Annotated in this window: 24 protein-coding genes; 5 read left to right on the top strand and 19 right to left on the bottom strand. The window is 65.0% G+C overall.

Annotated features, from left to right (window positions below; translation table 11 throughout):
• Positions 1 to 35: 35 nt before the first annotated feature.
• Positions 36 to 1,307, top strand: coding sequence for a phosphoribosylamine--glycine ligase (purD, locus tag BW994_RS03550; RefSeq protein WP_029310856.1), 1,272 nt, complete (start codon positions 36 to 38; stop codon positions 1,305 to 1,307).
• A 12-nt stretch (positions 1,308 to 1,319) separates the two neighbouring features.
• Here the strand turns inward: purD and trpA are convergent, their stop codons facing one another.
• The 5 genes from trpA to BW994_RS03525 all read right to left on the bottom strand — a co-directional run bounded on the left by trpA (position 1,320) and on the right by BW994_RS03525 (position 5,455).
• Positions 1,320 to 2,156, bottom strand: a complete 837-nt coding sequence (gene trpA, locus BW994_RS03545) for a tryptophan synthase subunit alpha (RefSeq protein WP_029310855.1) — start codon at positions 2,154 to 2,156, stop codon at positions 1,320 to 1,322.
• Positions 2,153 to 3,367: a tryptophan synthase subunit beta gene (trpB, locus tag BW994_RS03540; RefSeq protein WP_029310854.1), complete on the bottom strand. Its 1,215-nt coding sequence runs from the start codon at positions 3,365 to 3,367 to the stop codon at positions 2,153 to 2,155. The genes trpA and trpB overlap by 4 nt, the downstream gene beginning before the upstream one ends.
• 61 nt (positions 3,368 to 3,428) lie before the next feature.
• The gene (locus tag BW994_RS03535) at positions 3,429 to 4,058 is read right to left on the bottom strand and encodes a glutathione S-transferase family protein (protein ID WP_029310853.1); all 630 of its coding nucleotides are present in this window, start codon (positions 4,056 to 4,058) and stop codon (positions 3,429 to 3,431) included.
• The gene (locus tag BW994_RS03530; protein WP_029310852.1) at positions 4,055 to 4,615 is read right to left on the bottom strand and encodes an HNH endonuclease; all 561 of its coding nucleotides are present in this window, start codon (positions 4,613 to 4,615) and stop codon (positions 4,055 to 4,057) included. Before BW994_RS03530 ends, BW994_RS03535 begins: the two co-directional genes overlap by 4 nt.
• 183 nt (positions 4,616 to 4,798) lie before the next feature.
• Positions 4,799 to 5,455, bottom strand: coding sequence for an alpha/beta hydrolase (locus BW994_RS03525; protein ID WP_029310851.1), 657 nt, complete (start codon positions 5,453 to 5,455; stop codon positions 4,799 to 4,801).
• Positions 5,456 to 5,503: 48 nt separating this feature from the next.
• Between BW994_RS03525 and gluQRS the strand changes: the two genes are divergently transcribed.
• A complete protein-coding gene (gene gluQRS / locus BW994_RS03520) occupies positions 5,504 to 6,352 on the top strand; it encodes a tRNA glutamyl-Q(34) synthetase GluQRS (RefSeq protein ID WP_029310850.1) in 849 nt (282 codons plus the stop codon).
• 1 nt (position 6,353) lies between these two features.
• Positions 6,354 to 7,763, top strand: a complete 1,410-nt coding sequence (locus BW994_RS03515; RefSeq protein WP_051657169.1) for a trypsin-like peptidase domain-containing protein — start codon at positions 6,354 to 6,356, stop codon at positions 7,761 to 7,763.
• A gap of 285 nt (positions 7,764 to 8,048) precedes the next feature.
• On the opposite strand, the gene BW994_RS03510 is transcribed toward BW994_RS03515, so the two are convergent.
• From BW994_RS03510 to BW994_RS03450, 13 genes are all read right to left on the bottom strand, one after another.
• The gene (locus tag BW994_RS03510; RefSeq protein ID WP_217696429.1) at positions 8,049 to 8,453 is read right to left on the bottom strand and encodes a VOC family protein; all 405 of its coding nucleotides are present in this window, start codon (positions 8,451 to 8,453) and stop codon (positions 8,049 to 8,051) included.
• Positions 8,454 to 8,803: 350 nt separating this feature from the next.
• Positions 8,804 to 9,286 carry an NUDIX hydrolase gene (locus BW994_RS03505; protein WP_076454364.1) on the bottom strand — a complete coding sequence of 161 codons (483 nt, stop codon included), beginning with the start codon at positions 9,284 to 9,286 and terminating at the stop codon, positions 8,804 to 8,806.
• A gap of 129 nt (positions 9,287 to 9,415) precedes the next feature.
• Complete coding sequence (locus tag BW994_RS03500; protein ID WP_029310846.1) at positions 9,416 to 9,784, bottom strand: VOC family protein; 369 nt, start codon at positions 9,782 to 9,784, stop codon at positions 9,416 to 9,418.
• 150 nt (positions 9,785 to 9,934) lie between these two features.
• Positions 9,935 to 10,369: a GlcG/HbpS family heme-binding protein gene (locus tag BW994_RS03495; protein WP_029310845.1), complete on the bottom strand. Its 435-nt coding sequence runs from the start codon at positions 10,367 to 10,369 to the stop codon at positions 9,935 to 9,937.
• Positions 10,370 to 10,432: 63 nt separating this feature from the next.
• Positions 10,433 to 11,128 carry a metallophosphoesterase gene (locus tag BW994_RS03490; RefSeq protein ID WP_051657168.1) on the bottom strand — a complete coding sequence of 232 codons (696 nt, stop codon included), beginning with the start codon at positions 11,126 to 11,128 and terminating at the stop codon, positions 10,433 to 10,435.
• Complete coding sequence (locus tag BW994_RS03485; RefSeq protein ID WP_245594051.1) at positions 11,125 to 12,447, bottom strand: MFS transporter; 1,323 nt, start codon at positions 12,445 to 12,447, stop codon at positions 11,125 to 11,127. Before BW994_RS03485 ends, BW994_RS03490 begins: the two co-directional genes overlap by 4 nt.
• Positions 12,448 to 13,665, bottom strand: coding sequence for an SAM-dependent methyltransferase (locus BW994_RS03480; RefSeq protein ID WP_029310842.1), 1,218 nt, complete (start codon positions 13,663 to 13,665; stop codon positions 12,448 to 12,450).
• Positions 13,662 to 14,429, bottom strand: a complete 768-nt coding sequence (locus BW994_RS03475) for a DUF1365 domain-containing protein (protein ID WP_029310841.1) — start codon at positions 14,427 to 14,429, stop codon at positions 13,662 to 13,664. The genes BW994_RS03480 and BW994_RS03475 overlap by 4 nt, the downstream gene beginning before the upstream one ends.
• Positions 14,426 to 15,718 carry an NAD(P)/FAD-dependent oxidoreductase gene (locus BW994_RS03470; protein WP_029310840.1) on the bottom strand — a complete coding sequence of 431 codons (1,293 nt, stop codon included), beginning with the start codon at positions 15,716 to 15,718 and terminating at the stop codon, positions 14,426 to 14,428. Before BW994_RS03470 ends, BW994_RS03475 begins: the two co-directional genes overlap by 4 nt.
• On the bottom strand, positions 15,715 to 17,133 hold the full coding sequence (locus tag BW994_RS03465) for a cryptochrome/photolyase family protein (RefSeq protein WP_029310839.1): 1,419 nt from the start codon (positions 17,131 to 17,133) through the stop codon (positions 15,715 to 15,717). The genes BW994_RS03470 and BW994_RS03465 overlap by 4 nt, the downstream gene beginning before the upstream one ends.
• On the bottom strand, positions 17,133 to 17,801 hold the full coding sequence (gene pdeM, locus BW994_RS03460; protein ID WP_245594050.1) for a ligase-associated DNA damage response endonuclease PdeM: 669 nt from the start codon (positions 17,799 to 17,801) through the stop codon (positions 17,133 to 17,135). Before pdeM ends, BW994_RS03465 begins: the two co-directional genes overlap by 1 nt.
• 28 nt (positions 17,802 to 17,829) lie before the next feature.
• Entirely contained in the window at positions 17,830 to 20,292 is a 2,463-nt protein-coding gene (locus BW994_RS03455) for a ligase-associated DNA damage response DEXH box helicase (protein ID WP_029310837.1), read from the bottom strand.
• A gap of 104 nt (positions 20,293 to 20,396) precedes the next feature.
• Positions 20,397 to 21,017, bottom strand: a complete 621-nt coding sequence (locus BW994_RS03450) for a class I SAM-dependent DNA methyltransferase (protein WP_029310836.1) — start codon at positions 21,015 to 21,017, stop codon at positions 20,397 to 20,399.
• 114 nt (positions 21,018 to 21,131) lie between these two features.
• Between BW994_RS03450 and BW994_RS03445 the strand changes: the two genes are divergently transcribed.
• Positions 21,132 to 22,151 (top strand): ligase-associated DNA damage response exonuclease, encoded by a 1,020-nt coding sequence (locus tag BW994_RS03445; RefSeq protein WP_029310835.1) that lies wholly within the window; start codon positions 21,132 to 21,134, stop codon positions 22,149 to 22,151.
• Positions 22,152 to 22,317: 166 nt separating this feature from the next.
• Positions 22,318 to 23,895 (top strand): cisplatin damage response ATP-dependent DNA ligase, encoded by a 1,578-nt coding sequence (locus BW994_RS03440; protein ID WP_029310834.1) that lies wholly within the window; start codon positions 22,318 to 22,320, stop codon positions 23,893 to 23,895.
• 5 nt (positions 23,896 to 23,900) lie between these two features.
• Here the strand turns inward: BW994_RS03440 and BW994_RS03435 are convergent, their stop codons facing one another.
• Complete coding sequence (locus tag BW994_RS03435; protein WP_029310833.1) at positions 23,901 to 25,040, bottom strand: 5-(carboxyamino)imidazole ribonucleotide synthase; 1,140 nt, start codon at positions 25,038 to 25,040, stop codon at positions 23,901 to 23,903.

The following is a 25,040-nucleotide window of genomic DNA, read 5'->3' as shown; positions in this document are numbered from 1 at the left end:
AGCGCCCGCTCGCATGGCAAGCAGGAGGGCACAGGATGCGGGTTCTGATTATCGGCAATGGCGGGCGTGAGCATGCGCTGGCCTGGAAGCTCGCGCAAAGCCCGTTGCTGACCCGGCTGTTCATCGCCCCCGGCAATCCGGGTACCGCGCAGCATGGCGAAAACGTGCCGATCGCGGTGGATGACATTGCCGGGCTGGTCGGGTTCGCGGCCTCGAACGCGATCGATCTGGTGATCCCGGGGCCGGAACTGCCGCTGGCGCTGGGGATTGCGGATGCGCTGACCGACTCCGGCATCGCCTGTTTCGGGCCGAGCCAGGCGGCGGCGCAGCTTGAGGCATCGAAGCAGTTCACCAAGGAATTATGCGATGAGGCGGCGATTCCGACCGCCGCCTGGGCGAGTTTCACGGATGCGGCAGCAGCGCGCGCCTATCTGGCCGACCATCCGGCGCCGATCGTGATCAAGGCGGATGGACTGGCCGGCGGCAAGGGTGTGGTGGTGGCGGCGAGCGATGCCGAGGCGGAAGCCGCGATTGCGGCGATGCTGGAAGATGGGGTGCATGGTGCGTCGGGTTCGAGCATCGTGATCGAGGAGTGCATGACCGGCAGCGAAATGTCGTTGTTCGCGCTGTGCGATGGCGAGACGGCGTTGTTCTGCGGCACCGCGATGGACCACAAGCGCGCCTTCGACAACGATACCGGTCCGAACACCGGCGGCATGGGCGCGATTGCGCCGCACCCGGCGGCGACGGACGCGCTGATCGAGACCGTCATGGCCGGCATTATCCGCCCGACCCTCGCCACCATGGCGGCGCGCGGCACCCCATTCCGTGGGTTTCTGTTCGCCGGGCTGATGCTGACCGCGACCGGGCCCCGGCTGATCGAGTTCAACGCCCGGTTCGGCGACCCGGAATGCGAGGCGCTGATGCCGCTGATGGCAAGCGATTTGTTGCCGCTGCTGACCGCCGGCGCGCATGGCACGCTCGATGCGGCGATGACGCCGGTCTGGCGCGATGCGGCGGCAGCGACCGTGATCATGGCGGCAAAGGGCTATCCGGGCGCGTACGCAAAGGGCAGCGCGATCGATCTGGGTGAGGCGGTGGCGTTGCCGGATACGGTGGTGTTCCATGCCGGCACCGCGCTCGGCGCTGACGGTCTGACCAGCGCGGGCGGCCGCGTGCTTGCAGTGACCGCGACCGGTGGCGGTGTGGACGAGGCGGTTGGGCGTGCCTATCGGGCGGTGGATGCGATCGCGTTTCCGGACGGATTCTGCCGGCGGGATATCGGGGTGGGCGCCGTTACCGGCTGAGCGGTAGCGGCGTCACGCCAAAACGGTTACCCGCTCGCGGCGCATCGCTGCGGCCAGGGCGGTGACATCGTCGAGTACGGTGGCGATCAGCGCGGCGGAAGCTTTGCCCTGATCGTCGAGCCCGGCGGCCATGCGGTCGATCAGGGCGGAGGCGACCACCGCGCCATCCGCGTGGCGGGCCACGATCGCGGCCTGTTCGGGGGTGCGCACGCCGAAGCCGACCGCGATGGGCAGGCTGGTGGCCGCACGCAGGCGCGGGATGTCGCGCGCGAGGTCGGCGGCGGAGGCGGTGCGGGTGCCGGTGATGCCGGTGATCGACACGTAATACACAAAGCCCGAGGAGTCTTTCAGCACTACCGGCAGGCGTGCATCCGAGGTGGTGGGGGCGACCAGGCGGATCAGGTCGAGCCCGTTCGCCCGCACGTCCGCCAGCATCAGATCGGTCTCCTCGGTCGGCAGATCGACCACGATCAACCCATCGACGCCGGCGGCCGCGGCATCGGCGGTGAAGCGGGCGACGCCGTAGGACAGGATCGGGTTGAGGTAGCCCATCAGCACCAGCGGCACGGTGTCGTTGCCGGCGCGAAAGTCGCGCACCAGGCCGAGGGTGCCGGCAACGGTGGCGCCGCCGGCCAAGGCGCGGCGGCCGGCCTGCTGGATGGTCGGGCCATCGGCCATCGGGTCGGTGAAGGGCATGCCGATTTCGATGATGTCCGCACCGCGCGCGGCCATGCCGGCGAGCAGGGCGGCCGAAGTCGCGCGATCGGGGTCGAACGCTTCGACGAAGGTGATCAGGGCGGCGCGATCTTCGGATTTCAGCCGTGCGAACGTGGCGGCGATCCGGCTCACAGTTTTGCTCCGAGATGTTTCGCGACCGTGAAAATATCCTTGTCGCCCCGCCCGCACAGATTCATCAGGATGATCTGCGAGGGCTCCATCGCGGGCGCGATTTTCGCGACATGCGCGAGCGCATGGGCCGGTTCCAGCGCGGGGATGATGCCCTCCGTCGCGCAGCAGAGCTGGAACGCTTCCAGCGCCTCGTCATCGGTGACGGCGACGTATTCCACCCGGCCGATGTCGTGCAGATGCGAATGCTCCGGCCCGATGCCAGGGTAGTCGAGCCCGGCCGAGATCGAATGGGCTTCGAGGATCTGGCCATCCGCATCCTGCAACAGATAGGTGCGGTTGCCGTGCAGCACGCCGGGCCGGCCGCGCGAGAGCGAGGCGGCGTGCTCGCCGGAATCGAGGCCGCGCCCGGCGGCTTCGACGCCGATCAGTTTCACCTCGTCATCGAGCATCGGGTGGAACAGGCCGATCGCGTTGGAACCACCGCCGATCGCGGCGATCGCGACATCCGGCAGGCGGCCTTCGGCCTCGATCATCTGGGCGCGCGCCTCGGTGCCGATCACCGATTGGAAATCGCGCACCATGGCGGGGTAGGGGTGCGGGCCGGCGGCGGTGCCGATGATGTAGAACGTGTCGCGCACGTTCGCGACCCAGTCGCGCATCGCATCGTTCATCGCATCCTTCAGCGTGGCGGCACCGGAGGTGACGGGCACCACCTCGGCGCCGAGCAGCCTCATGCGGAACACGTTGGGCTGCTGGCGCTCGACATCGACGGCGCCCATGTAGATCACGCAGGGCAGGCCGAACAATGCGGCGACGGTCGCGGTCGCGACTCCGTGCTGGCCGGCGCCGGTTTCCGCGATGATCCGCGTCTTGCCCATGCGCTTGGCGAGCAGAATCTGGCCGATGCAATTATTGATCTTGTGCGCGCCGGTGTGGTTCAACTCGTCGCGCTTGAAATAGATTTTGGCACCGCCGAGTTTGCGGGTCAGCCGTTCGGCGAACCACAGCGGGCTCGGCCGGCCGACGTAATGCTTCATGTAATAGTCGAATTCGGTCTGAAACGCCGGATCTGCTTTGGCCGCTTCGTAGGCGGCCTCAAGTTCCAGGATCAGCGGCATCAACGTCTCGGCGACGAACCTTCCGCCGAACGCGCCGAAGCGGCCACGTTCGTCGGGCAGGTTGCGCAGGGAATTCGGGATCGGTTTGTTCATGGCGGCTCTCCAATGAACCGGAGATAGCCGATATGACGATCAGGTGAAACCGGGCCGGCCGCTATTTATCGCCGGCGGCGGCGATCAGGGCATCGTCCAGTGCGGCGGCGCGCTGGGCGGCGGGCCGTGCTGCCAGACGCTGGGCATAGGCCTCGAACGCGGGGCGTTTTTCGATCGTGCCGAACATCAGGCCGAAGGCGATCTGCGAGCCGACATAGACATCGGCGGCCGAAAACTGATCGCCCAGAATGAAGTCACCCTGCCCGACCGCCTGCTCCAGCGCGTCCATCACCGCAGTATAACTGCCGTAGCCGGTCGATATTTCGCGTCCCGCCGGCACTTCGAAGCCGAATGCCTTGTTGGTCACCGCCGCCTCATAAGGGCCGGCCGCGAAAAACATCCAGCGGAAATAAGGGCCGCGCCGCTGATCGCGGAGCGGCGGTGCCAATTCGGCCTCGGGAAACGCATCCGCGAGGTAGGCGCAGATTGCCGCGGTTTCGGTGACGATCGTATCGCCGTGCTGCACCGCGGGGACTTTGCCCATCGGGTTGATCGCGAGGTAGTGCGACGCTTTCATCGCACCTTTGAAGTCGAGCAGTTCGACCCGGTAGGGCTGGCCGATCTCCTCGAGCATCCAGCGCGCGATGCGGCCGCGCGACATCGGGTTGGTATAGAGGATCAGATCGCTCATGTTTCCAACTCGCTGTCCCAATACAGGAAGTCGCGCCAGCTTTCGTGCAGGAAATTCGGCGGAAACGCCCGGCCGCGATCCTGCAATTCCCAGCTGTTCGGCCGGCGCGGCGTTTCATACGGGAACATCTTGCACTCGCGCGGCAGTTTCGAGCCCTTGCGCAGATTGCACGCACCGCAGGCGGTGACCACGTTTTCCCAGGTCGTGCGGCCGCCGCGCGCGCGGGGGATCACGTGGTCGAACGTCAGATCCGGCGCGGGCAGCCGATCGTGGCAATACTGGCAGGTGAAACCGTCGCGCAGAAATACGTTGAACCGGGTGAACGCCGGCTGGCGCATCGAGGGCACGAAATCCTTCAGCGCGATCACCGAAGGCAGCTTCATCGACAACGAGACGGAATGCACCTCGTGCTCGTATTCCGACAGGACGGACACACGGTCGAGAAACACCGCTTTCACGGCGTCCTGCCAGGCCCAGAGCGATAATGGAAAATAGGAGAGCGGACGGAAATCCGCGTTCAGCACGAGAGCGGGGAAATTCTGCCCGCCGTCAGGCATCAGGCGCACCGCACCGGACCGCGGCCGGACTGAACAGGTCCCAGAACGGAGACCAACGCTTGAGGGCGTTTCGGAAATCGAATCGCCAGATGTCGTGGCAGGCCGAATTCATGCGCGCTTTATGACAAAGACCGGCCAAGCCCGCAAGCCGAAGCCGGTTGGACGAAACCCTTGTCATCAAACTTAAACAACGGTCGCGAAGCCTTTCTGCAGCGCCAGCGCGCCGGCCGAGAGGCCGGAATCCTCGATGCCGTGCGCCAGTTTCGGCACATACAGCGCCTGCACCGGCACACCGTTTGTGCGCAGCACCGCCTCGGCGTCGCGCGAGCGCGAGACCGGCACCACCTGATCCTCGATGCCATGAACCAGCAGAACCGGCGGGCGGCCGGTGAGTTCGCGCGCGAGCGAGTCCGGGTCGATCAGCGCACCGGAAAACGCGAGAATCGCGCGCGGCGGCACGGCGCGGCGCAGGCCGGTGAACAGCACGGTCATCGCCCCCTGGCTGAAGCCCATCAGCGCATACGCATCGGGCGGCAAACCCAGCCGGGCCAATTCCGCGTCGATTAACCCATCGAGCGCCACCCGTGCCCGTCGCACGCCCACCGCCATGCGCGCCGGATCACGATCGGCGATATCCCACCATTGCCGCCCATGCGGCGCCATCGCGAAGGGTTCGGGCGCGTGCGGCGATATGAACGCCGCCTCCGGCGCGGCTTTCGCCCAATAGGGTGCCAGATCGATCAAATCATTGCCGTCGGCACCGACGCCGTGGCACAGCACGATGAGTTGCTTCGCGGCACCCGCGGCCTGTCCCCAACGCGGTCCATCCAGTACGTCCATGCTGATCCCTCTTTGAATTTGCCGCTGAGGGTATCATCCTACCGTCCGATGTCCATCACCACGCGCTTCGCCCCCAGCCCGACCGGGTATCTGCACCTCGGTCACGCCGCTGCGGGCTTGATCGGGTTCGAGCATGCGCGGGCGGCCGGCGGGCGGTTTCTGCTGCGAATCGAGGATATCGATACCGCGCGGTGCCGGGCTTGCTATACCGAGGCGATCCTCGCGGATCTCGCCTGGCTCGGCCTCGTCTGGGATGGCGCACCGCGCATCCAGTCCGCGCATGTCGCCGCCTATCGCGCCGCGCTCGATCAACTCGCGGCGATGGGCCTGCTGTATCCGTGTTTCTGCTCGCGCGCCGAAATCGCCGCCGCGCTCGGGGCGCCACATGGGGCGGGCGCGGTCTATCCCGGTACCTGCCGCCACCTCGATCCCGCATTTGCCGCCGACCGCATGGCGCGCGGCGATGCCTATGCGCTGCGCCTGCGCACCGATGCCGCCATCCGCCAAACCGGCCCCGTGCGCTATCACGAGGCGGGCGAGGGCTGGATCAGCGGCGATGCGGCGGCGTGCGGCGATATCGTGCTCGCCCGCAAGGATGCGCCGTGCAGCTATCATTTATGCGTCACGCATGACGATGCGTTGCAGGGCGTAACTCTGGTCACGCGCGGCGCGGATCTGCGGGACGCCACGCCCATTCAGGTGGTGCTGCAACGCCTGTTCGGCTGGCCAACGCCGGGCTACGCCCATCACGCGCTGCTGACCGATGCCGCCGGCCGGCGCCTGGCCAAGCGCGATCGTGCCGCCACACTGCGCGACCTGCGGGAGGGTGGTGTAACGCCCGATCAGGTTCGGAAAATCATCTCTTGCCGGATCGGCAATATCACCTCACTCTCATGACATGACATTGTGCAAAACCCTGCCCGTTCTGACACTCGCCGCCCTTGGCCTCGCCATCGCAGCACCTGCCCATGCCGCACCGGCGCCACCGGCGATCGCGAAACTCGCGCGGGCGGCGTTGCCGGCGGTGGTCGATGTCGAAAGCATCGACCCGATGAAAGCCAAGCCCGGCAGCGGTGCGGCGAGCAAGCCGGGTGATGGCGGATTTCACAAGACCGCGACCGACAAAGCCGACAGCCACAGCCTGATCGTGCCGCCGCGCGCCGAACAGGCGCTCGGCACCGGGTTTTTCATCAGCCCGGATGGCTATATCGTCACCAATCATCACGTCATCGCCGGTGCCAGCGAAATCAAGGTGACGCTGCATGACGGGCGGATTTTCACCGCCAAGCTGGTCGGCGCCGATAAAAAGGCCGATCTCGCGGTGTTGAAAATCGACACCGGCAAGCCCGATCCGTATCTGACGTTCGGCGACAGCGGCAAGCTCGAACTGGGTGACTGGGTGGTTGCGATCGGCAACCCGTTCGGCCTCGGGTTTTCGGTCTCGGCCGGCGTGGTCAGCGCGCTGCACCGCGATATCGGCTCCGGCCCGTTCGATAATTTTATCCAGACCGATGCCGCGATCAACCGCGGCAATTCCGGCGGCCCGATGCTCGATGCCGCGGGGCACGTCGTCGGCGTCGATTCGGCAATCTATTCACCCTCGGGCGGATCGGTCGGCATCGGGTTCGCCATCCCCTCCAGCATGGTCAAGCCGGTCGCCCTCGCGCTGATCGCCCATGGCTCGATGACGCGCGGCTGGGCCGGATTGCGGGTTGAACATCTCTCGGCCGACATGCAGCACGCCTGGCATCTGAAAACGACCGATGGCGTCGTGGTCGGCGGCGTCGTCGCGCACGGCCCCTCGGCCGGCAAATTAGCGCCGGCCGACGTGATCACCCGCGTCAATGGCAACCCGATCGATACGGTGCACGCCTTCAAGGTCGCTCTCGCCGAAATTCCGGTCGGCCAGACCGCGCAATTGCGCTACCGGCACGATGGCGATGTGCACGACGCGACCATCACCATCGCCGTACCGCCGAAACCGGCCGCACCAGGTGCCAAACCGAAACCCGCACCCGCCACCACAGCGCCGAAACCCGATATGATCAGCGCCCTCGGCATCGGCGTGATGACCCACCCCGGTGCCCAGGGCGTGATTGTCGTCTCGGTCGACAAAAACGGCGCCGCCGCCCATGCCGGATTACAGGCGGATACGCTGATCGAAGCGGTCGGGCCCGATTTCGTCACCTCGCCCAAAGCGCTGAACGACAAATTGGCCCGCAAACATGCGGTTGCCCTGCTGGTCGATGGGCCGGACGGTACGTCATGGATTTCGGTACCGCTCGACCATGAGGCTACAACGCACTGAGTGGTGGCGTTTGATCAGCAGAGTCAGCAATCGCTTCTTTTTTGTAAAAAAGAAGCAAAAAACTCTTTTAGTTTGGGCTGGCGGTACTGCCGATAGGTCTAGCTGCGCAAAATTCTCCCCGGCCGCTCGCAACCTATTCAAGAGTTTTCCAGAGCGAGCCGGAAGAGCTAGCTCAATACGTTGGCGAAGCGAATTATGGTTAATTATCAGATTGCTGCATGTCCAGAGAATTAGATCCAGTAACTACCAAGCGGTAGCCAGCAATCGTTCTTTGCGGCGACATTCCTAATCTGCTTTACGAAATGCGCGGCTCGACACCTGGATGTTGTTGCCGCACGGATCTTTAGCGTTCGCGTAGGAATAACCGTCGGCCGGATGCTCGGCGCTGAATATGAGCCCATTGCCGGCACTCCTCTCGCAAAACCCCGAAACATCTTCGACGTCGAATACCGGTTTCACGGCGACCTGCCCGGTTCTCACGCCCTTTGCAGCGGCATGGACCATTATATTCGCACCACCGCTCGGTGCCACCAACTCGACGATTCGATCATCTGGCAAACGTAGCACCTGAAAACCAAAGTGCTTTTCGTAGAAAGCGACGGTTCCCTCGACATCGCGGGCATAGAGAAGGAGCCGGTTCAGTGCCAAAGGCATCTTGGGTTCATGGATTTCTGTTGCCCGTCGGCTCATAAACCACCATTTTCTGTCGTCGCTGGGAGGCCATATCTCATCTAGAGTCTCCCATGCCGTACTCCGGGCTGGGACAGGTTTTCCGTGCCAATAGGATCGTTCACATTTTTCTGAGGCATCATAGTTTCGTCATCTCGAATCTTTCAAGATGAATCGAACAGCCATCATGCTGATGCGAGACCCACTCGACGTGATCGACTAAATCAGGAAATCCCAATGAATTCAACTGGCTAATTTTGTGTATTCATTTTTGCGCCCGGTATTCCGATGTCGCGGAGCTGCAGATAGGTCATGGGCCGGTCAGGATTCGGGCGGCTTACTGCGCTCAGCTAGTGACTTCAGCAGTGTGATCAGATCCGCGGTAACTTGATGATCTCGCTCGGGTACTCGCCGCGGAGAATCGGCTCAAGTCGATCTGCGAGGTTGAACGGATAGATCGCCTCGCTGGATGTCCTAAGGTCATCCAGCGTCCACCAGCGGGTCTCGATAATCTGCTCGCGCTCGTGTTCGGTCCATCGGGCTTGATCGATTTTTTCGTGGGCAGCGAAGGCGACGATGAAGTGCTCTTGGAACAGCGTTTTCCAGGCGCCGCTACGGTGGCGATCTTCGCCGTACCAAACCACGGGGCCGAGCCGAATGTCGGTCATGCAAGTTTCTTCGGCAATTTCCCGGAGTGCTGTTTGCTCGATGGTTTCGCCGCTTTTTCGGCCACCTCCTGCGGTTGTCCAGCAGGGTTGCGGGATGCCGGTTGGCCCGGTGTTGCGATATTTGATCAGTAATATCCGTTTGGCGGGTGATAGCAGAAGAACGCGGACTCTTGTTGGCTTGGTCATCGATGCTCCTGATCGGACTGCGCTATCAAATATCGGGTTGTTTTACGGGCGAGGCAATGATGTGGGTTCTGCTCGGTGGGACAAGATCAAATCGGCAGATCCACCGTGGACGGTCAGGGCAAGCGGGTGTCAGCCCTGCTCAACATGGCAGACGGCTTCGATGTTGTGCCCGTCGGGGTCAAGCACGAACGCACCGTAATAATGGTCGTGGTAGTGGGGTCGCAAACCCGGGCCGCCGTTATCGCGCCCGCCAGCGGTGAGGGCCGACCGGTAGAATTCATTGACCATGGCGCGGTTCGCCGCTGCGAACGCGATGTGGGTGCCGGATTGCAGTCGATCGCGGAGGCCGATCCAGAACACGGCGATCTCGTTGGCGCCGTAGCCCGCGAACTCTGGATCAGTGTGCAGGCGTTCGATGCTGAGCGGACGGAGCGCGTGATCGTAGAACCGTTTCGATGATTCGATATCGGTGACACCGATCGTGACGTGATCGAGCATGGCCGGCTCCGGGTTTCAGACGTAAGCATTTTTTATAAAGGAGAAGCAACAAACTTTCATCAGATCTGTTCATACCGACGAAACCGCCGATACCCCAGATTAAAAAAAGTTTTTTGCTTCTTTTTTACAAAAAAGAAGCGCTTCCCGTCCTCACCCCGCCTTAGCCGTCAACCCAGCCGCCTCGATCCCGGCAATCGCGCAGGCCTCGTCGTTATCGGACGTATCGCCCGAAATGCCGACCGCGCCGATGATATCGCCGGCGGGATCGATCACCAGCACGCCGCCCGGCACCGGCACCATGCGGCCTTGGGTGGCGGCGGCGAGGGCGGTGACGAAGCCGGCGCCGCCGGCGTTCCAGCGGTCGAACAGCACGCGCGAGCCGGCACCGATGGCGAGGCCGCCCCAGGCCTTGCCGGTTGCGATTTCGACCCGGCCGATGCCCGAGCGATCCTCCCGCGCGAGCGCGACCATGTGGCCGCCGGCGTCTAGCACCACCACGGTCAGGGGTGCGAGGTTGAGCGCGCGCCCTTTGGCGCGGGCGGCGGCGAGGATGGTTTCGGCGGTGGCGAGGGTGAGATTGGTCATCGATCGAGTCCTGTCAGTGATAGCGGTGTCATGAATGCCGGGGTTTAGGGCACGAAACCCGGCTCAGTTCAACGGGGGCAGGTCGATCCAGGAGAGATGGCCGCCTTTGCCGGCGCCGGTGTCCATGAACATGGCAACGCCGCCGAGCGCCCCGGTCAGGCGCAGCGGGCGGCCATCCGCGCTGCGTTGGTCGTGGCCGCAATAGACCGTGATGCCCGGTGGAATCCGGTCGACCCAGGTGAGCAGGCGTTCGGGCTTGCCGGCGCCGGTGACGCGGCCGGTGGTCTGGCCGAACAGGGCGCGGGCGAGCAGGCGGCCGGCGCGGCCGGGCGGCAACGGCGGGGCCGGTTCGGTGAGCATCGCGGGGTGAAACCCGCCGTGGACGCAGAGTGCGCTGTGCAGGGTGAGCCACGCCGGTGCGCGGCTGATTTCGGCCAGGGTGCGCGCGGCGGTGGCCGCATCGAGCGCGGCCAAAGTGGTGGCAAGGCCGGGGCCGCGCTGCACGGCATCGCCCCGCAGCGCGCGGGCCAGTTTGAAATCATGGTTGCCGAGCAGGAACAGGCCGCGCCCGGCATCGATCAGGTCGAACATCAGATGCAGCGCGCCGGGCGTGTCCGGCCCGTCATCGACCAGATCACCGAGCTGGATGATGAACCGATCGGTCGCCGCTGCCGCGGCGAAGCCTTTGGCGTCGCCGTGGACATCACCCACGATGCGCAGACCGATGCCGGGCGGGATGCAGCCGGGCGGCGGCGTCACGCCTGTGCCGCGATCGCGGTGCGCAGTTCCTGCTGGGCGGCGCGGTCGATCGGAAAGCGGCGCATGATCAGCGCGGCGACGATTTTCAGCGCAGACGGAATGCCGCAATAGAGCACCATCAGAGCGGCGTCCTGCATCGCGTCGTTGCCGCCGTGGGTCGAGAACCCGACCAGGCCGAGCAGCGGAAACGCGAGACCCGGTGCGAGGGCGTTGCCGGCCTTCTGGGCCATGGTGGCGGCCGCGAAATAGATGCCGGCGCGCTGCTCGCCGCTCGCGGCTTCATCGACATCGACGACATCGGCCTGGATCGCGGGCGGGATGGTGAAATCCGCACCCAGCCCAGCGCCGGTGAACACGCTGATGATGCCGAACAGGATCAGCACATGCGGCACGTGCAGGATCGCCGGCACGAAGGCGAAGGCGATGCCGGACATCGCCATCGCCGCTGCCCAGGTCTGATGCTTCCCGATCCGCGCCGCGAGTTTCAGCCAGAACGGCACCGAGATCACGCCCGCCGCGAAATAGACCAGCAGCAGCGGCCCCGATGCGGCGGGCGTATGCAGGATTTGGTCGAACACGATCAGGATCAGCGCCGCCGGCAACCCGTTCGCCAGACCGTTCACCGCCCAAGCGAGGATCAGCCGGCGGAACGGGCCGTTCGAGGCGACCAGTTTCAGGGTCGGCCCGAGCCCGGCCGGGGCAGTGCGCCGCGTCGGCAGCTTGTCGGGCACCAGCAGCAGCGCGAACAGCACGAAGGGTGTCGCAAGCCCGATGGTCAGCAGCGACAGCAGATGCGCCTGGCCGACATGTGAGGTGATGCCGAGTGCGACCGGCGCGATCGCGGAAATCAGGATGCCGACAATCGTGCCGCCTTCGCGCAGCGAGGTGATGCGCTGGCGTTCGGTATAGTCATCCGACAATTCAGCCCCCCACGCCCAATAGGGCAGGGACAGCGCGGTCCAGCCCCAGGTGACCAGTGCGTAGAACACGAACAGCCAGAGCGCGCCGGCCCCGTGCGGCGGAAAGAACAGGCCGACCGCGCCGATCGCCGCGACCGGCATCGCCACCGCCATGAACGGTTTGCGCCGGCCGAAGCGGCTATGCGAGAGGTCGGAAAACCGGCCGATCGCGGGGTCGACGATCACATCGAAAATCCGCACAAGCGTCAGCACGAAGCCGACCGTGGCGAGGTTCATATGCATCGATCCGGCCCAGAAATCCGGCAGGATCACCAGCAGCGGCAGGCCGAGCATCGCCAGCGGCAGCGCGGGGGCTGCGTAGATCAGCTTGGTGCGGAGGCTGAGGCGGACTGTCGGCAATCAGCCTCGCGCGATCACGAACTGGCCCACATCGGTCCAACCGGCGCGGAACCCGGCCTCGCAATAGGCCAGATAATACTCCCACAGCCGCTTGAACCGCGTGTCGTACTGGCGCGACATCGCGCCGATCTGCGGCCACGCGGCCTGGAACGCGTGCTGCCAGCGTGCCAGGGTTTCGGCGTAATCCTGGCCGAACCAGAAACTGTCGCGCAGTTTCAGCCCGGCGCGGGCGATTTCCTGACCGAACCTTGTGGGCGAGGGCAGCATGCCGCCGGGGAATACGTAGCGCTGGATGAAATCGGCACTCGAACGGTAGTCGTCGAAATACCGGTCGGCGATGGTGATGACCTGCAACCCGGCGAGGCCGCCCTGGTTCAGCCGGTCGCGCACGCAGTCGAAATAGGTCGGCCAGTATTGCTCGCCCACCGCTTCGAACATTTCGATCGAGGCGATCCGGTCGAAGGTTTCCGTCACGTCGCGATAATCCTGCAACCGTAGAGTGACGCGATTGCCGAGCCCGGCGCGGGCGATGCGCGCCTGGCCGTAGTCGAGTTGCTCCTGCGACAAGGTGATGCCGGTGACATTGGCGCCATAATCGCGCGCTGCAATTTCGGCGAAGCCACCCCAGCCGCAGCCGATTTCGAGCACGTTCATCCCCTCGCTCAGGCCGAGCGCGCGGCACAGGCGATGGATTTTCCGCTCCTGCGCGGCGGCCAGGCTGGAGTCGCCGGTTTCGAACACGGCAGCTGAATAGGTCATGGTTTCATCGAGCCATGATGCATAGAAATCATTACCAAGGTCATAATGCTCGGCGATATTGCGCCGCGCGCCCTTGCGGGTGTTCGGCCGCAATTTATGCGCAACATAGCTGACCGCGCGCGCCCAGAGCTTGCCGCGCAGCATGTCTTCCCACGCCGCCTCGTTCACCGTGCCCGAACGCAGCACATCGATCAGGTTCGGGCTGTCCCACCAGCCTTCCAGATAGGCCTCGGCGAGACCGAGGCTGCCGCCGAGCAGCAGTTTCGCGATCATCCGCGCATCGCGCACCACCATCGTGGCGTTCGGCCCGGGTTCGGTGCCGGCGAAATGATGCACCGAGCCATCCGGCAGGATCACCTCGATCGTGCCGGCCTTGATCATCCGGGCGATGCCGAGCCCGAGCCGCAGCCGGCGGTCGCGCGGCAGGGCGGGGTTGGACAGAGTGGTGGCGTCGTTCATACGGCGTCTCCTCGGACGATTGTCGGGTGAGAGTCTTTCGGTTCACGATGAAATTTGGCACCACGAACCAGGGTCTTGATCGCCTCCCAATGGATCGCGGCGATCACCTTGGCCGCCATCAGCGGCATCCGCGCAAGCTGGCCGAACAGGGCACGATCGGTCGCCGGCGTCGCATCGAGCGCCATTACAGCGCTCATCCGGCGCTCGGCCGCACCGTAGCGGATGCTCATGCGAAACCGCCGCTCCAGCCGGGTGAAGGTGAAATCATACTGACCCTGCATGTCGAACAGGGGCGATACATGCATCGCCTTGGCGACCCGCTGGCGGATCAACCCCGAGGCCGCCGTCACCGGGATCAGGTAACCCACCTGATCGCCGAACGTGTTCTTCACCTGGTGCAGCACGGCACCCAGCCTGCCATCGGCGTCGGCGCAGAAATAAAAGGAAATCGGGTTGAATGCATAACCGAGTATACGGGGAATCGTCATGAAACGGATGCGCGCGCCGAACGCCGCCAGCCCGTTTTCCGCCAGCGCCGCCTCGACCCACGGGCGCAGGGCGCTGCCGTCGCGCGGGCCGTGGTCGCGATCGTTGATGCCGATCAACCCGGGCCGGTTGTGCCGGAAGATCGCGCTGCGCCGCGCCAGACCATCGAGATCGTCAAGATCAAGCGCGAGCATCCATAGCCGGTAGGCGAATTTATGGCGCGGCGTGGTGTAGCGCACATGGCCGACCGACCCGGCATAGATGGTCGCACCGCTCATGCCGCGCGCCGTTCCGTGCGCGCCTGCCAGGGAATGCCAAGCCCGAGCGCCTGCGCGATCCGCACCGCCGAGGCAATGCCATCCTCATGGAAGCCCCAGCCGGTCCAGGCCCCTGCGAACCATAGCCGATCGACACCCTGAATACCCGGCAACGCCGCCTGTGCGGCCATCGCCGCCGTGTCGAACACCGGATGCGTGTAGTGGCGCCGCAACAGCACCTGCGCGGGGTCGGGCGGGATCAGCGGGTTCAGGCTGACCAGCAGGGGTTTCGAGGTCTTGATGCCCTGCAACGCGTTCATCCAATAGGTCACGCTGATAGCCTGGCCATGATCGGCCGCATCGCGCGAAAGGTAATTCCACGCCGACCACACGGCTTTGCGCCGGGGCATCAGCGCAGGATCGGTGTGCAGAACGGCGGTGTTCGCCTGAAACCGCACGGCGCCGAGCAGCGCGCGTTCCTCGGGCGTGGGTTGTTCGATCATCGCGAGCGCCTGATCGGCGTGGCAGGCGAGCACGATCTGATCGAACATCGCTGTATCATGATCGGTGCTGACGCTGACCCGATCACCCATGCGGCTGACGCGGCGCACCGGCGACGCCGAGCGCACCCGTGCGCCGAGTGCCGCACGCAGCTTCGCGACATACATGCGCGACCCGCCGGTCACGGTGCGCCATTGCGGCCGGTCGTTGATGGTCAACAGGCCGTGATTATGAAAAAACCGCACGAAATGCCGCGCCGGAAACGCCCGCATGCCGGCGACCGAGGCGGACCAGATCGCCGCCCCCATCGGCAGGATATGATCCTCGGTGAAACCGGCGCTGTAGCGGTTCCGATCGAGGTAATCGCCGAGCGTTTCGGTGGTCTCGCTGGTCAGCAGCGTGGGGGCTTCGCGGTTGAAGCGCAGAATGTCCTGGATCATCCGCCAGAAGCGCGGGCGCAGCAGATTGGTTTTCTGGGCGAATAATTGCGCGAGGTTCGAGCCGCCGTATTCCAGCGCGCCATCGCCGATCGAGACGCCAAAGGTCATTTCGGTATCATGGGTTGCGACATCGAGTTCCCTGAAAAATCCTTCGAGATTCGGATAGTTCCGATCGTTCAGCACGATGAACCCGGTATCGACCGCAACCTCCACGCCATTGAGCGTGACCAATTGGGTATCGGCATGGCCGCCCAGCCGCGGCTCGGCCTCGTAGAGCACGACGTCGAACTCATCGCGCGCGAGCCATGCCATCGCCATCCCGGCGATGCCGGCGCCGATCACCGCGAGTTTTGGTTTTTCACTGCTCATGCCGCCGATTTTCCGATCGTCTTGAACGCCGCCAGCGCCCGCTCACGCCCCGCTTTGAGGTCGATGACCGGGCGCGGATAGGTTTTGCCCAGCGTGACACCGGCGCTGCGCAGCACCGCCTCCGGTGCGTCCCATGGCGCGTGCAGCGCGCGATCGGGTAGGCGCGCGAGTTCCGGCACGAAGCGGCGGACATAGGCACCGTCCGGATCGAATTTCTCACCTTGCAGCACCGGGTTGAAGATTCTGAAATAGGGTGCCGCATCCGCGCCGCACCCGGCCACCCATTGCCACGAGGCGGCGTTGGACGCGGCATCGGCATCGACCAGACAATCCCAGAACCACGCCTCGCCCGCCTGCCAGGGGATCAGCAGATGCTTGACCAGGAAGGAGGCGGTGATCATCCGCACGCGGTTGTGCATCCAGCCGGTCCGCCAGAGTTGCCGCATCCCGGCATCGACGATCGGAATACCGGTTACGCCGCGCTGCCAGGCGCGCAGATCATCCGGGGCGTCGCGCCACGGCATCGCCGCGAACTGGTCCTTCATCGGCACTTCATCGAGCGTTTCGTTGTGCCAGAGCAGATAGGCGGCGAACTCGCGCCAGATCAGCTCCTTGAGAAATGTGTGCTTGCCGTCAGGGCGTTTGGTCACCACCGCATCGGCCGCGCGCCAGACCGCATCGATCGCGATTTCGCCCCAATGCAGATGGGGCGACAGCATCGAGGTGCCGGTCTCGCCCGGCAGGTTGCGCCGGCGATCGTAATCATCGAGCCCGTCACGCAGGAAATGCGCGAGCCGCTCCTGCGCGCCGGCTTCGCCGGGTTGCCAGGTGTCGCGCAAGCCGCCCGCCCAATCCGGCGCGCGGGGCAATAAATGCCAATCCTCCAGCGCATCGCTTGCGACATCGGCAATGCCCGGAATGCGCTTGGGCGCCGCGATCGCCGCGCGCGGTGCGAACGCCTCGAAACACGCGCGCGAAAACGGCGTGTAGACGCCATAGACGCCATCCGATTTCGTGCGGATCTGCTCGGCACCGAACATCAGCGCCGAGCGATGCCGCTCAAAGCCGATACCGCGCGCTTTCAACGCGGCCGCCACATCGCGATCGACCTGCCGCAGCCAGGGCTCATGCGCGCGCCCGGCATGCACCGTGGTAGCACCGATCGATGCGGCGAGTTCGGGGATGATCGCCACCGAATCGCCACGCCGCAGCACAAGCTTCGCCCCGCGCGCCGCACAATCCTGCCCCAGCGCCGCGAGCGAGCGGTGCAGCCACCACAGCGCGGCCCCACCCCACTGCGCCGCAGGATCGAGCACGAACACCAGCACGACCGCGCCCGCATCGAGCGCCGCTGCTAACGCAGGGTTATCGGCCAGCCGTAAATCGTTGCGCAGCCAGACCAGACTCCTCGCCATCATGCGGCTTTCGCTGCGTGTGCGAGCGGAAACGCGAACACCCGCTCCCGGCTCAGCAGAAACACCTGCCCGCCGCGCGGGAACAGCGCGCGGATCGGCGCCGCGGTCACCTCCAACCCGCCGGTAAAAGCGCCGAACGAGGGCAGTAGCACGCGGTGCTGATCGGTCACGAAACAGGGCCGCGCGATCGCGCCCGCCCGTGTCGCGATTCGCGCCTTGGGGTGAAAATGTCCGGAAAACTCGACCTGCCCGGCCTCCAGCGCCTCAGCTTGATGGCGGAACACGCAGGCCTCATCGCGCAGCATTGTGGCACCACCCATCGCCTGATCGTGATTGCCGGCGATCCACACAAACCGGTGCGCCGCCTCGAACCGCGCCAACCGCGCCGCATCCTCGGCCGCCAGACGCGCGTGGCCCTGATCGTCATGGAACGAATCGCCGAGCGCGATCACCACCTCCGGCGCATATCCCCGCAGCAGCAGCGCCAGCCGGTCCAGCGTCGCCCGCGTATCATACGGCGGCACCAGCGCACCGCGCGCGGCACTCGACGAGGCTTTTTCCAGATGCAGATCGGCCAGGATCAACGTCCGGCGCACGGGCCAGAACACCACCCCGGCGGGGTCGAGCATGAAACGATGACCGGCACGGTGAATCGGGGCAGCATTCATAACCGCCTCCATTCCATATTGTGCCGTGTCACGCCAGATGGACACTCGATGCGACATCATCCTCGATCCCGGCCTCGGCGAGCAGGGCCTCGGCTTCGGCCAGCAGCGCGTCCTCCGCCTCGCCGCCGCGGATCTGCTCGCGACCGATTTCGAGCAGCACCGGCACGGCCAGCGGTGAGACGCGCTTGAGCCGCCGGTGCGTGATCCGCCCGCGCGCCCGCGCCAGCATTCCCGCGATCCGCGCCAGATCGACCAGCCCATGCGCGGCGTCCGCCCTTGTTGCGCGGAGCAGGATATGGGTGGGGTCATGTTTGCGGAGCACATCATAAATCAGATCGGTATTGATACTGACTTGTCTACGGCTGCGCTCGCCGCCCGGATGCGTCCGCTCGATCAACCCCGCAATGACCGCCACGTTGCGGAAGCTGCGTTTGAGCATGGTGCTTTCGGCCATCCAGGCTTCGAGATCATCGCCGAGCATGTCCTCCTCGAACAGCCGGGCGATGTCGTGCGGTTCGCGCGCGCACCACACGCCGAGCACGTAATCGGTCGCGACGAACCCCAAAGGCTGATCGCCGAACCGTTCCAACCGCCGGGTGATCAGCATGCCGAGCGCCTGATGCGCCTGGCGCCCCTCGAAACAATAGGCGACCAGATACCACCGGCCGCCGCGCGGAAACGTCTCGACCAGCAGATCATCGGGGCCGGGCAGGGATGATCGCCATGCCTGGAGTTCCAGCCACTCACGCACCTGATCCGGAAAATGCCGCCATTGCGCGGGCTCGTGCAGCATGGCGCGCACCCGGTTGGCGAGGTTGGTGCTCAGCGGCATCCGCCCGCCGACATAGGCGGGGATCTTCGGCTCGCCGGTGCCGCCATCCGCCGCCATCACGCTGGTTTCGCGAATGCCGAGAAACACCAGCCGCCGCCCCGCGAACAAAAACGTATCGCCCGGGCTCATCATGGTGACGAAATATTCCTCGATCTCGCCGAGTGTGATGCCGCCGCCGCGCCCGCCGCCCAACCGCACCTTCAGCACCGGCGCCTCGACGATGGTGCCGATATTCATGCGGAACTGCCGCACGATGCGCGCGTGGCGCACATGCATGAACCCTTCGGAATCACGGAACAATTTTCGGTAGCGCTCATAGACCGCGAGCGCGTAGCCGCCATCCTCGACATAGCGGACCACATCGTCGAAATCGTGCCGCGCGAGCATGGCGTAGGGTGCGGCGCGGCACACCTCGGCGTACAATTCATCCGGGTGGAACGGCGCGGCGCACGCGCACCCCAGCACGTGCTGGGCCAGCACGTCGAGCGCGCCTGGTCGCGGCGGATCGCCATCGAGATCAAGTGCCGCCACCCCTTCGATCGCGGCGGCGCATTCCAGCACCTCGAACCGGTTGGCCGGCACCAGCAATGCGCGCGAGGCTTCATCCAGCCGGTGATTGGCCCGGCCCAGCCGCTGCATCAGCCGCGACACGCCCTTGGGGGCCGCGACCTGGATCACCTGATCGACTGCGGCCCAGTCGATCCCGAGATCAAGCGAGGAGGTCGCCACCACCGCGCGCAACCGCCCGGCCGCCATCGCCGCCTCGACCTTGCGGCGCTGGCTCACATCGAGACTGCCGTGATGCAGCGCGATCGGCAGCGTTTCGTCATTGTGCCGCCACAGCGCCTCGAACATCAATTCCGCCTGCGCGCGGGTGTTGACGAACACGATGGTCATGCGCGCCGTGCGGATCTGCTGCAAAATCGCCTCGGCCGCCATCAGCCCCATATGGCCCGACCACGGCATCCGCCCCGGTGCGATCAGCAGACCGATCTCCGGCGCAGCACCGGCCTCGCCCAGCACCAACCGCGTTGCCCCGCCGCGCCCATCGGGCGAGAGCCAGTTCAGCATGGCGCCTTGGTGGGCAATTGTCGCGGACAGGCCGATCCGCAGGGCGGCGGGGGCCAGCGCGTGCAGCCGCGCCAGGCACAACGCCAGTTGATCGCCGCGCTTGGTGCCGGCAAGCGCATGGATTTCATCGAGCACGATCACCGCAAGATCGGTGAAATAGTCCGCCGCCTCGGGCTGATACAGCAGCAGCGCGAGGCTCTCCGGCGTGGTCAGCAGAATATGCGGCGGATCGCTGCGCTGCCGTGCCCGCCGGTTCGCCGGCGTATCGCCGGTGCGGGTTTCGATACGGATCGGCAGCGCCATCTCGGCGATCGGCGCTTCGAGATTGCGCGCGATATCGGTGGCCAGCGCCTTCAACGGGCTGATATACAGCGTGTGCAGCCTGGGGCGCGGATCATCAGCCAGCGCGATCAGGCTCGGCAGAAACCCGGCCAGCGTCTTGCCGCCGCCGGTCGGTGCAATCAGCAAGGTATTGTCGCCCTGTGTGACCGAATCGAGCACCGCGATCTGGTGCGGCCGAACCGCCCAGCCGCGCGCAGCGAACCAGTCGCTGAACCGCCTCGGTAAGAATGTTTTTGGTTTGTTCACTTCTTGACTATAACGCGACGGGGCGGTCGGGGAAGGAAGCGCAGGCAAGCAAGCACTTCTTTTTTGTAAAAAAGAAGCAAAAAACTTTTGTTCGTTTGGGGCGGTTATGGTTTCGCCATACAGCGCGCTAGCCAGACGGTTCTACCGCCGCCGGTTTGCCGGTCTTCGACGACGTGGTCGATGATGTCGAAGCCGGACTCGGCGAGCAGGTTCCGGTATTCATCGCCGCTCAGACTGGCGTGATACAGTGGGTCACCCCGATACTCCCCAATGGCTTCGCCATGATCCGTCCCGGTGTTGAACATCAGCACGCCAGACGGTGCGGCATGGCGGGCGAAGACATCGAACATGCGGCGCTGATCGTCCGGCGTGAGATGAAAAAAACTGTCCCACGCCAGCACACCATCGAACCGGCAATCGAGCTGTAGCGACCGCATATCCCGCACCAGAAATTCATGGCCGGGAAGGCGCTGACGGCACAAATCGATGAAACGCGGCGAAGAATCGATGCCTGTTACCATCAAGCCATGGTCGACCAGATGCCGCGCGACCGGCGCCCCGGAGCCGCAACCGATATCGAGAACGATAGCCGCCTTCGGTAACGAAGCGATGAATCGATCGTGCCAAGGCTTCTCCTGCCATGCACCTTCGCGGTTCCGATCAACATCCCACGCGGCGGCGTGACGCTCGTAATGGTCGATGATACGATCGGCCAAGTCCGTCATGCCTCGGAAACTCCCGTGTAATGATGCACAGCTTGTCCGATACAAGAATATTCTGCGGTGTGTCGACATCAAACACTCTGGTCGCCCGCCCAGGCAATATCCATCTCCAGACCGATGCCTCCGCACCCCGAAACCTGGCTCCAACCCCGCCCCGAAGGCCTGTTCTGCCTCCCCGGCGGCTTTTTCATCGATGCGACGCGCGCGGTCGATCGCGCGATCATCACCCATGGCCATGCCGATCACGCCCGACCCGGTCACCAACACGTGCTGGCAAGCGTCGAAACCCTGGCGATCATGCGGTCGCGGATGGGCGAGGGCAGGGCGGGCATCACCCAGCAGGCACTCGCGATCGGCGAGGTGCTGCGGATCGGCGATGTCGATGTCAGCCTGGTGCCGGCCGGCCATGTGCTCGGCTCGTGCCAGGTGGTGATGGAGTATCAGGGCAGCCGGGCCGTGGTGTCGGGCGATTACAAGCGCCGGGCTGACCCGACCTGTGCGCCGTTCACCCCGGTGGTGTGCGATGTGTTCGTCACCGAAGCGACGTTCGGCCTGCCGGTGTTCCGCCACCCCGACACCGACAAGGAAATCGCCAAGCTGCTGCATTCGATGACCGTGTTTCCCGAACGACCGCATCTGATCGGCGCCTACGGCCTCGGCAAATCCCAGCGGGTGATCGCGCTGCTGCGTGCGTCCGGCTACGATGCGCCGATCTATCTGCACGGCGCGCTTGCGAAATTATGCACGCTCTACGGCGAACTCGGCATCAACCTCGGTGACCTTCGTCCGGCGACCGTGGCGGATAAATCGGCGCTGCGCGGGGCGGTGGTGTTGGCACCGCCCTCCGCCGTGGCGGATCGCTGGGCGCGACGGCTCGATGATCCGGTCGTCGCGGTCGCCTCGGGCTGGATGCGGGTGCGCCAGCGCGCCAAGGCGAGCGGTGTGGAACTACCCCTGATCATCTCCGATCACGCCGATTGGGACGAGTTGCTGGCCACCGTGATCGACGTACAGGCCCCGGAAATCTGGGTGACCCATGGCAATGAGACCGCGTTAATCTACCAACTCGGTCTGATGGGGCGGCGCGGACGGGCGCTGAGTTTGATCGGGTATGGTGACGAGGGGGATGATACGTGACGGGCGTAAGGCGAGGGAAGCACTTCTTTTTTGTAAAAAAGAAGCAAAAAACTTTTGTTAATCTGGGTCATCGCGGGTTTCACCAGTATGGACCAGATGACAAAAAGTTTTTTTGCTTCTTTTTTTTCAAAAAAAGAAGTGCTTCTCCTGCCTTGTCTTTGCGCGCATGAAGCCCTTCGCCGACCTCCTGGAGCGCCTGCTCTACACCCAGGGCCGCAACGCCAAGATCGCCCTCCTTGCCGATTATTTCGCCACCAGGCCGGACCCCGAACGCGGCTATGCGCTGGCGGCGATTGCCGGCAAGCTCGATTTTCCGGGTGCCAAGCCCGCGGTGTTGCGTGCTTTGGTCGCGACCAGGGCGGACCCCGAATTATTCGCGCTGTCCTATGATTACGTCGGCGATCTGGCCGAGGCGATCGCGCTGATCTGGCCGAAGGCCGAAGTTGAAAGCCCGCCGGAATTGCCGTCTGTGGTGGATCAGTTGCGACGAACGCCGCGCGAGGCAATTCCGGCGCTGATCGCCACTTGGCTCGATGCCAGCGATGTTTCGACCCGGATTGCGCTGATCAAGCTGATTACTGGCGGGTTGCGGGTCGGTGCGTCGCTGCGGCTGGCGAAACTGGCGTTGGCGCAGCGTTTCGGGGTCGAGGTCGATGCGATCGAGGAGATCTGGCACGGTCTGCTGCCGCCGTATCCCACCCTGTTCGACTGGCTGGAGCGCCGCACCGCGCGGCCCGATCCGGGCACCACGCCGGTGTTTCGCCCGCCGATGCTGGCTCATCCAATTGAGGACACCGATCGCGCTGGGCTTGATTGGTCGGCCTACCGGGCCGAGTGGAAATGGGATGGCATCCGCGTCCAACTGGTCGCAACCCCGGGCGGCAAGCGGCTGTATTCGCGTGGTGCGGATGATATTTCAGCGAGTTTTCCGGAAATCCTCGCCGCGATGGAATTCAACGCGGTGCTCGATGGCGAGTTGCTGGTGATCCGCGATGGCGTGGTCGCCCCGTTCGCCGATTTGCAGCAACGGCTCAACCGCAAGATCGTCAGCGCCAAGGCGCGCGCCGAATATCCGGTCGCCGTGCGGCTCTATGACATGCTGTTCGACGGTGCCGCGGATCTGCGCGGCTTGCCGTTCGATCAGCGCCGCGCCCGGCTGGAGGCCTGGTTTGCCGCGACCACCCCGGCACGGATGGATATTTCGCCGCAGATCGACTTCGAAACTGAAGCCGATCTCGCCGGTCTGCGCGCCTCCGCGCGTGATGACGGCATCGAAGGGCTGATGCTCAAGGCCGCCGCAAGCCCCTATCTCGCCGGCAGGCCGAAGGGGTATTGGTGGAAATGGAAGCGCGATCCGCTCAGCCTCGACTGCGTGCTGATGTACGCCCAGCGCGGCCATGGCAGGCGCAGCTCGTTCTATTCGGATTACACCTTCGGCGTCTGGACCGAGGAAGGTCGGCTGGTGCCGATCGGCAAGGCGTATTCCGGTTACACCGATGCCGAATTGCTGGTGCTGGATAAATGGATCAGGTCGCACACCACGGCGACCTACGGGCCGGTGCGCGAGGTGGAACCGGGCATCGTGCTCGAAATCGGCTTCGATGCGGCGCAGCGATCGTCGCGGCATAAATCGGGCATCGCGCTGCGGTTTCCGCGAATTTTGCGCCTGCGGCTCGACAAGCCTGTCGCCGAAGCGGACCGGCTGGAAACCGCGACGCGGTTGATCGGCGCCGCTGCGGTCTGACCCGATCAGGGTTCGCCTGCGGCCAGAACGCCCAGCGCTGCCGCGATGCCGAAGGCGCCGGGCAGCGCGCCGTGCGGGAACAGCGTGTTGACGTGGCCGAGTTTGCGGCCTTCGCGGGCGGCGGTTTTGCCGTAATGATGCGGGATGAGGCCCTGGCTTGCGACGATTTGTGGCCAGAGCGCGATATCGGACGGGCCGACCAGGTTTTTCATCACCGCATCGGAATGGCGCACCGCCTGGGGCAACGCGAGGCCGGCGACCGCGCGGATGTGGAGCTCGAACTGGCTCGCGGGGCAGGCATCGATGGTCCAGTGGCCGGAATTATGCGGGCGGGGTGCGATTTCGTTGGCGAGGATGCGGCCATCGCGGTCGATGAAGAATTCCACGGCCATCAGCCCGACCAGGGCGAGGTGATCGGCGACGCGCAGCGCCATCGCCTGGGCTTCGTGCCGCAGATCGGGGTCGAACGGGGCGGGGGCCAGGGTGAGGTCGAGGATGTGGTCGCGGTGGCGGTTTTCCACGGTGTCGAACGCGGTGCTGGCGCCATCGGCGCCGCGCGCCACGATGACCGAGCATTCGCAGGCGAAATCGACGAAGCCTTCCAGGATCAGCGGTTTCGGGTTGAGCAGCGCGAAGGCCATTTCGGCTTCACCCGCGGTGCGGATCAGCGCCTGGCCCTTGCCGTCGTAGCCGAGGCGGGTGGTTTTGAGCACGGCGGGCAGGCCGATGGTGGCGATGGCGGCCTGGAGTTGCGCGATCGATTCGACCGGCGCCCAGGGTGCGGTGCGCACGCCGGCGGCGTTCAGGAAGGTTTTTTCGGCGATGCGGTCCTGGCTGATGCGCAGGATGTCCGGCCCGGGGCGCACCGGGCGGCGCTCGGCCAGCAGGTCGAGACCCTCGGCAGAGACGTTTTCGAACTCGAAGGTGATGACATCGACCGATTCGGCAAAGCGGATCAGGGCGGCGTTGTCGTCATAATCGGCCAGCGTCGTCAGGCTCGCGACCTGCGAGGCCGGGGCATCGGGTTCGGGGGTGAAAATATGGCAGCGATAGCCCAGCCGGGCGGCGGCCATGGCGGACATCCGGCCGAGTTGGCCGCCGCCGACGATGCCGATGGTTGCGTTGGGCGGTAGGGGGAAATTCAT

Source organism: Acidiphilium rubrum (genome assembly GCF_900156265.1).
In the GTDB taxonomy this organism is placed as follows: domain Bacteria; phylum Pseudomonadota; class Alphaproteobacteria; order Acetobacterales; family Acetobacteraceae; genus Acidiphilium; species Acidiphilium rubrum.
This window is presented reverse-complemented; position numbering and strand designations above follow the sequence as displayed.

What these genes read in the sequence shown, in the direction of transcription:
- BW994_RS03465 (WP_029310839.1), bottom strand. Translation starts at nt 17,133, where the DNA reads ATGGCGAGGAGTCTGGTCTGGCTGCGCAACGATTTACGGCTGGCCGAT.
- trpB (WP_029310854.1), bottom strand. Translation starts at nt 3,367, where the DNA reads ATGAACAAACCGATCCCGAATTCCCTGCGCAACCTGCCCGACGAACGT.
- BW994_RS03445 (WP_029310835.1), top strand. Translation starts at nt 21,132, where the DNA reads ATGCCTCCGCACCCCGAAACCTGGCTCCAACCCCGCCCCGAAGGCCTG.
- BW994_RS03500 (WP_029310846.1), bottom strand. Translation starts at nt 9,784, where the DNA reads ATGCTCGATCACGTCACGATCGGTGTCACCGATATCGAATCATCGAAA.
- BW994_RS03480 (WP_029310842.1), bottom strand. Translation starts at nt 13,665, where the DNA reads ATGAACGACGCCACCACTCTGTCCAACCCCGCCCTGCCGCGCGACCGC.
- BW994_RS03515 (WP_051657169.1), top strand. Translation starts at nt 6,354, where the DNA reads ATGACATTGTGCAAAACCCTGCCCGTTCTGACACTCGCCGCCCTTGGC.
- BW994_RS03435 (WP_029310833.1), bottom strand. Translation starts at nt 25,040, where the DNA reads ATGAATTTCCCCCTACCGCCCAACGCAACCATCGGCATCGTCGGCGGC.
- BW994_RS03525 (WP_029310851.1), bottom strand. Translation starts at nt 5,455, where the DNA reads ATGGACGTACTGGATGGACCGCGTTGGGGACAGGCCGCGGGTGCCGCG.
- pdeM (WP_245594050.1), bottom strand. Translation starts at nt 17,801, where the DNA reads ATGAATGCTGCCCCGATTCACCGTGCCGGTCATCGTTTCATGCTCGAC.
- BW994_RS03495 (WP_029310845.1), bottom strand. Translation starts at nt 10,369, where the DNA reads ATGACCAATCTCACCCTCGCCACCGCCGAAACCATCCTCGCCGCCGCC.
- BW994_RS03510 (WP_217696429.1), bottom strand. Translation starts at nt 8,453, where the DNA reads ATGAGCCGACGGGCAACAGAAATCCATGAACCCAAGATGCCTTTGGCA.
- BW994_RS03440 (WP_029310834.1), top strand. Translation starts at nt 22,318, where the DNA reads ATGAAGCCCTTCGCCGACCTCCTGGAGCGCCTGCTCTACACCCAGGGC.
- BW994_RS03470 (WP_029310840.1), bottom strand. Translation starts at nt 15,718, where the DNA reads ATGAGCAGTGAAAAACCAAAACTCGCGGTGATCGGCGCCGGCATCGCC.
- BW994_RS03535 (WP_029310853.1), bottom strand. Translation starts at nt 4,058, where the DNA reads ATGAGCGATCTGATCCTCTATACCAACCCGATGTCGCGCGGCCGCATC.
- BW994_RS03505 (WP_076454364.1), bottom strand. Translation starts at nt 9,286, where the DNA reads ATGACCAAGCCAACAAGAGTCCGCGTTCTTCTGCTATCACCCGCCAAA.
- gluQRS (WP_029310850.1), top strand. Translation starts at nt 5,504, where the DNA reads ATGTCCATCACCACGCGCTTCGCCCCCAGCCCGACCGGGTATCTGCAC.
- BW994_RS03475 (WP_029310841.1), bottom strand. Translation starts at nt 14,429, where the DNA reads ATGAGCGGTGCGACCATCTATGCCGGGTCGGTCGGCCATGTGCGCTAC.
- BW994_RS03450 (WP_029310836.1), bottom strand. Translation starts at nt 21,017, where the DNA reads ATGACGGACTTGGCCGATCGTATCATCGACCATTACGAGCGTCACGCC.
- purD (WP_029310856.1), top strand. Translation starts at nt 36, where the DNA reads ATGCGGGTTCTGATTATCGGCAATGGCGGGCGTGAGCATGCGCTGGCC.
- BW994_RS03530 (WP_029310852.1), bottom strand. Translation starts at nt 4,615, where the DNA reads ATGCCTGACGGCGGGCAGAATTTCCCCGCTCTCGTGCTGAACGCGGAT.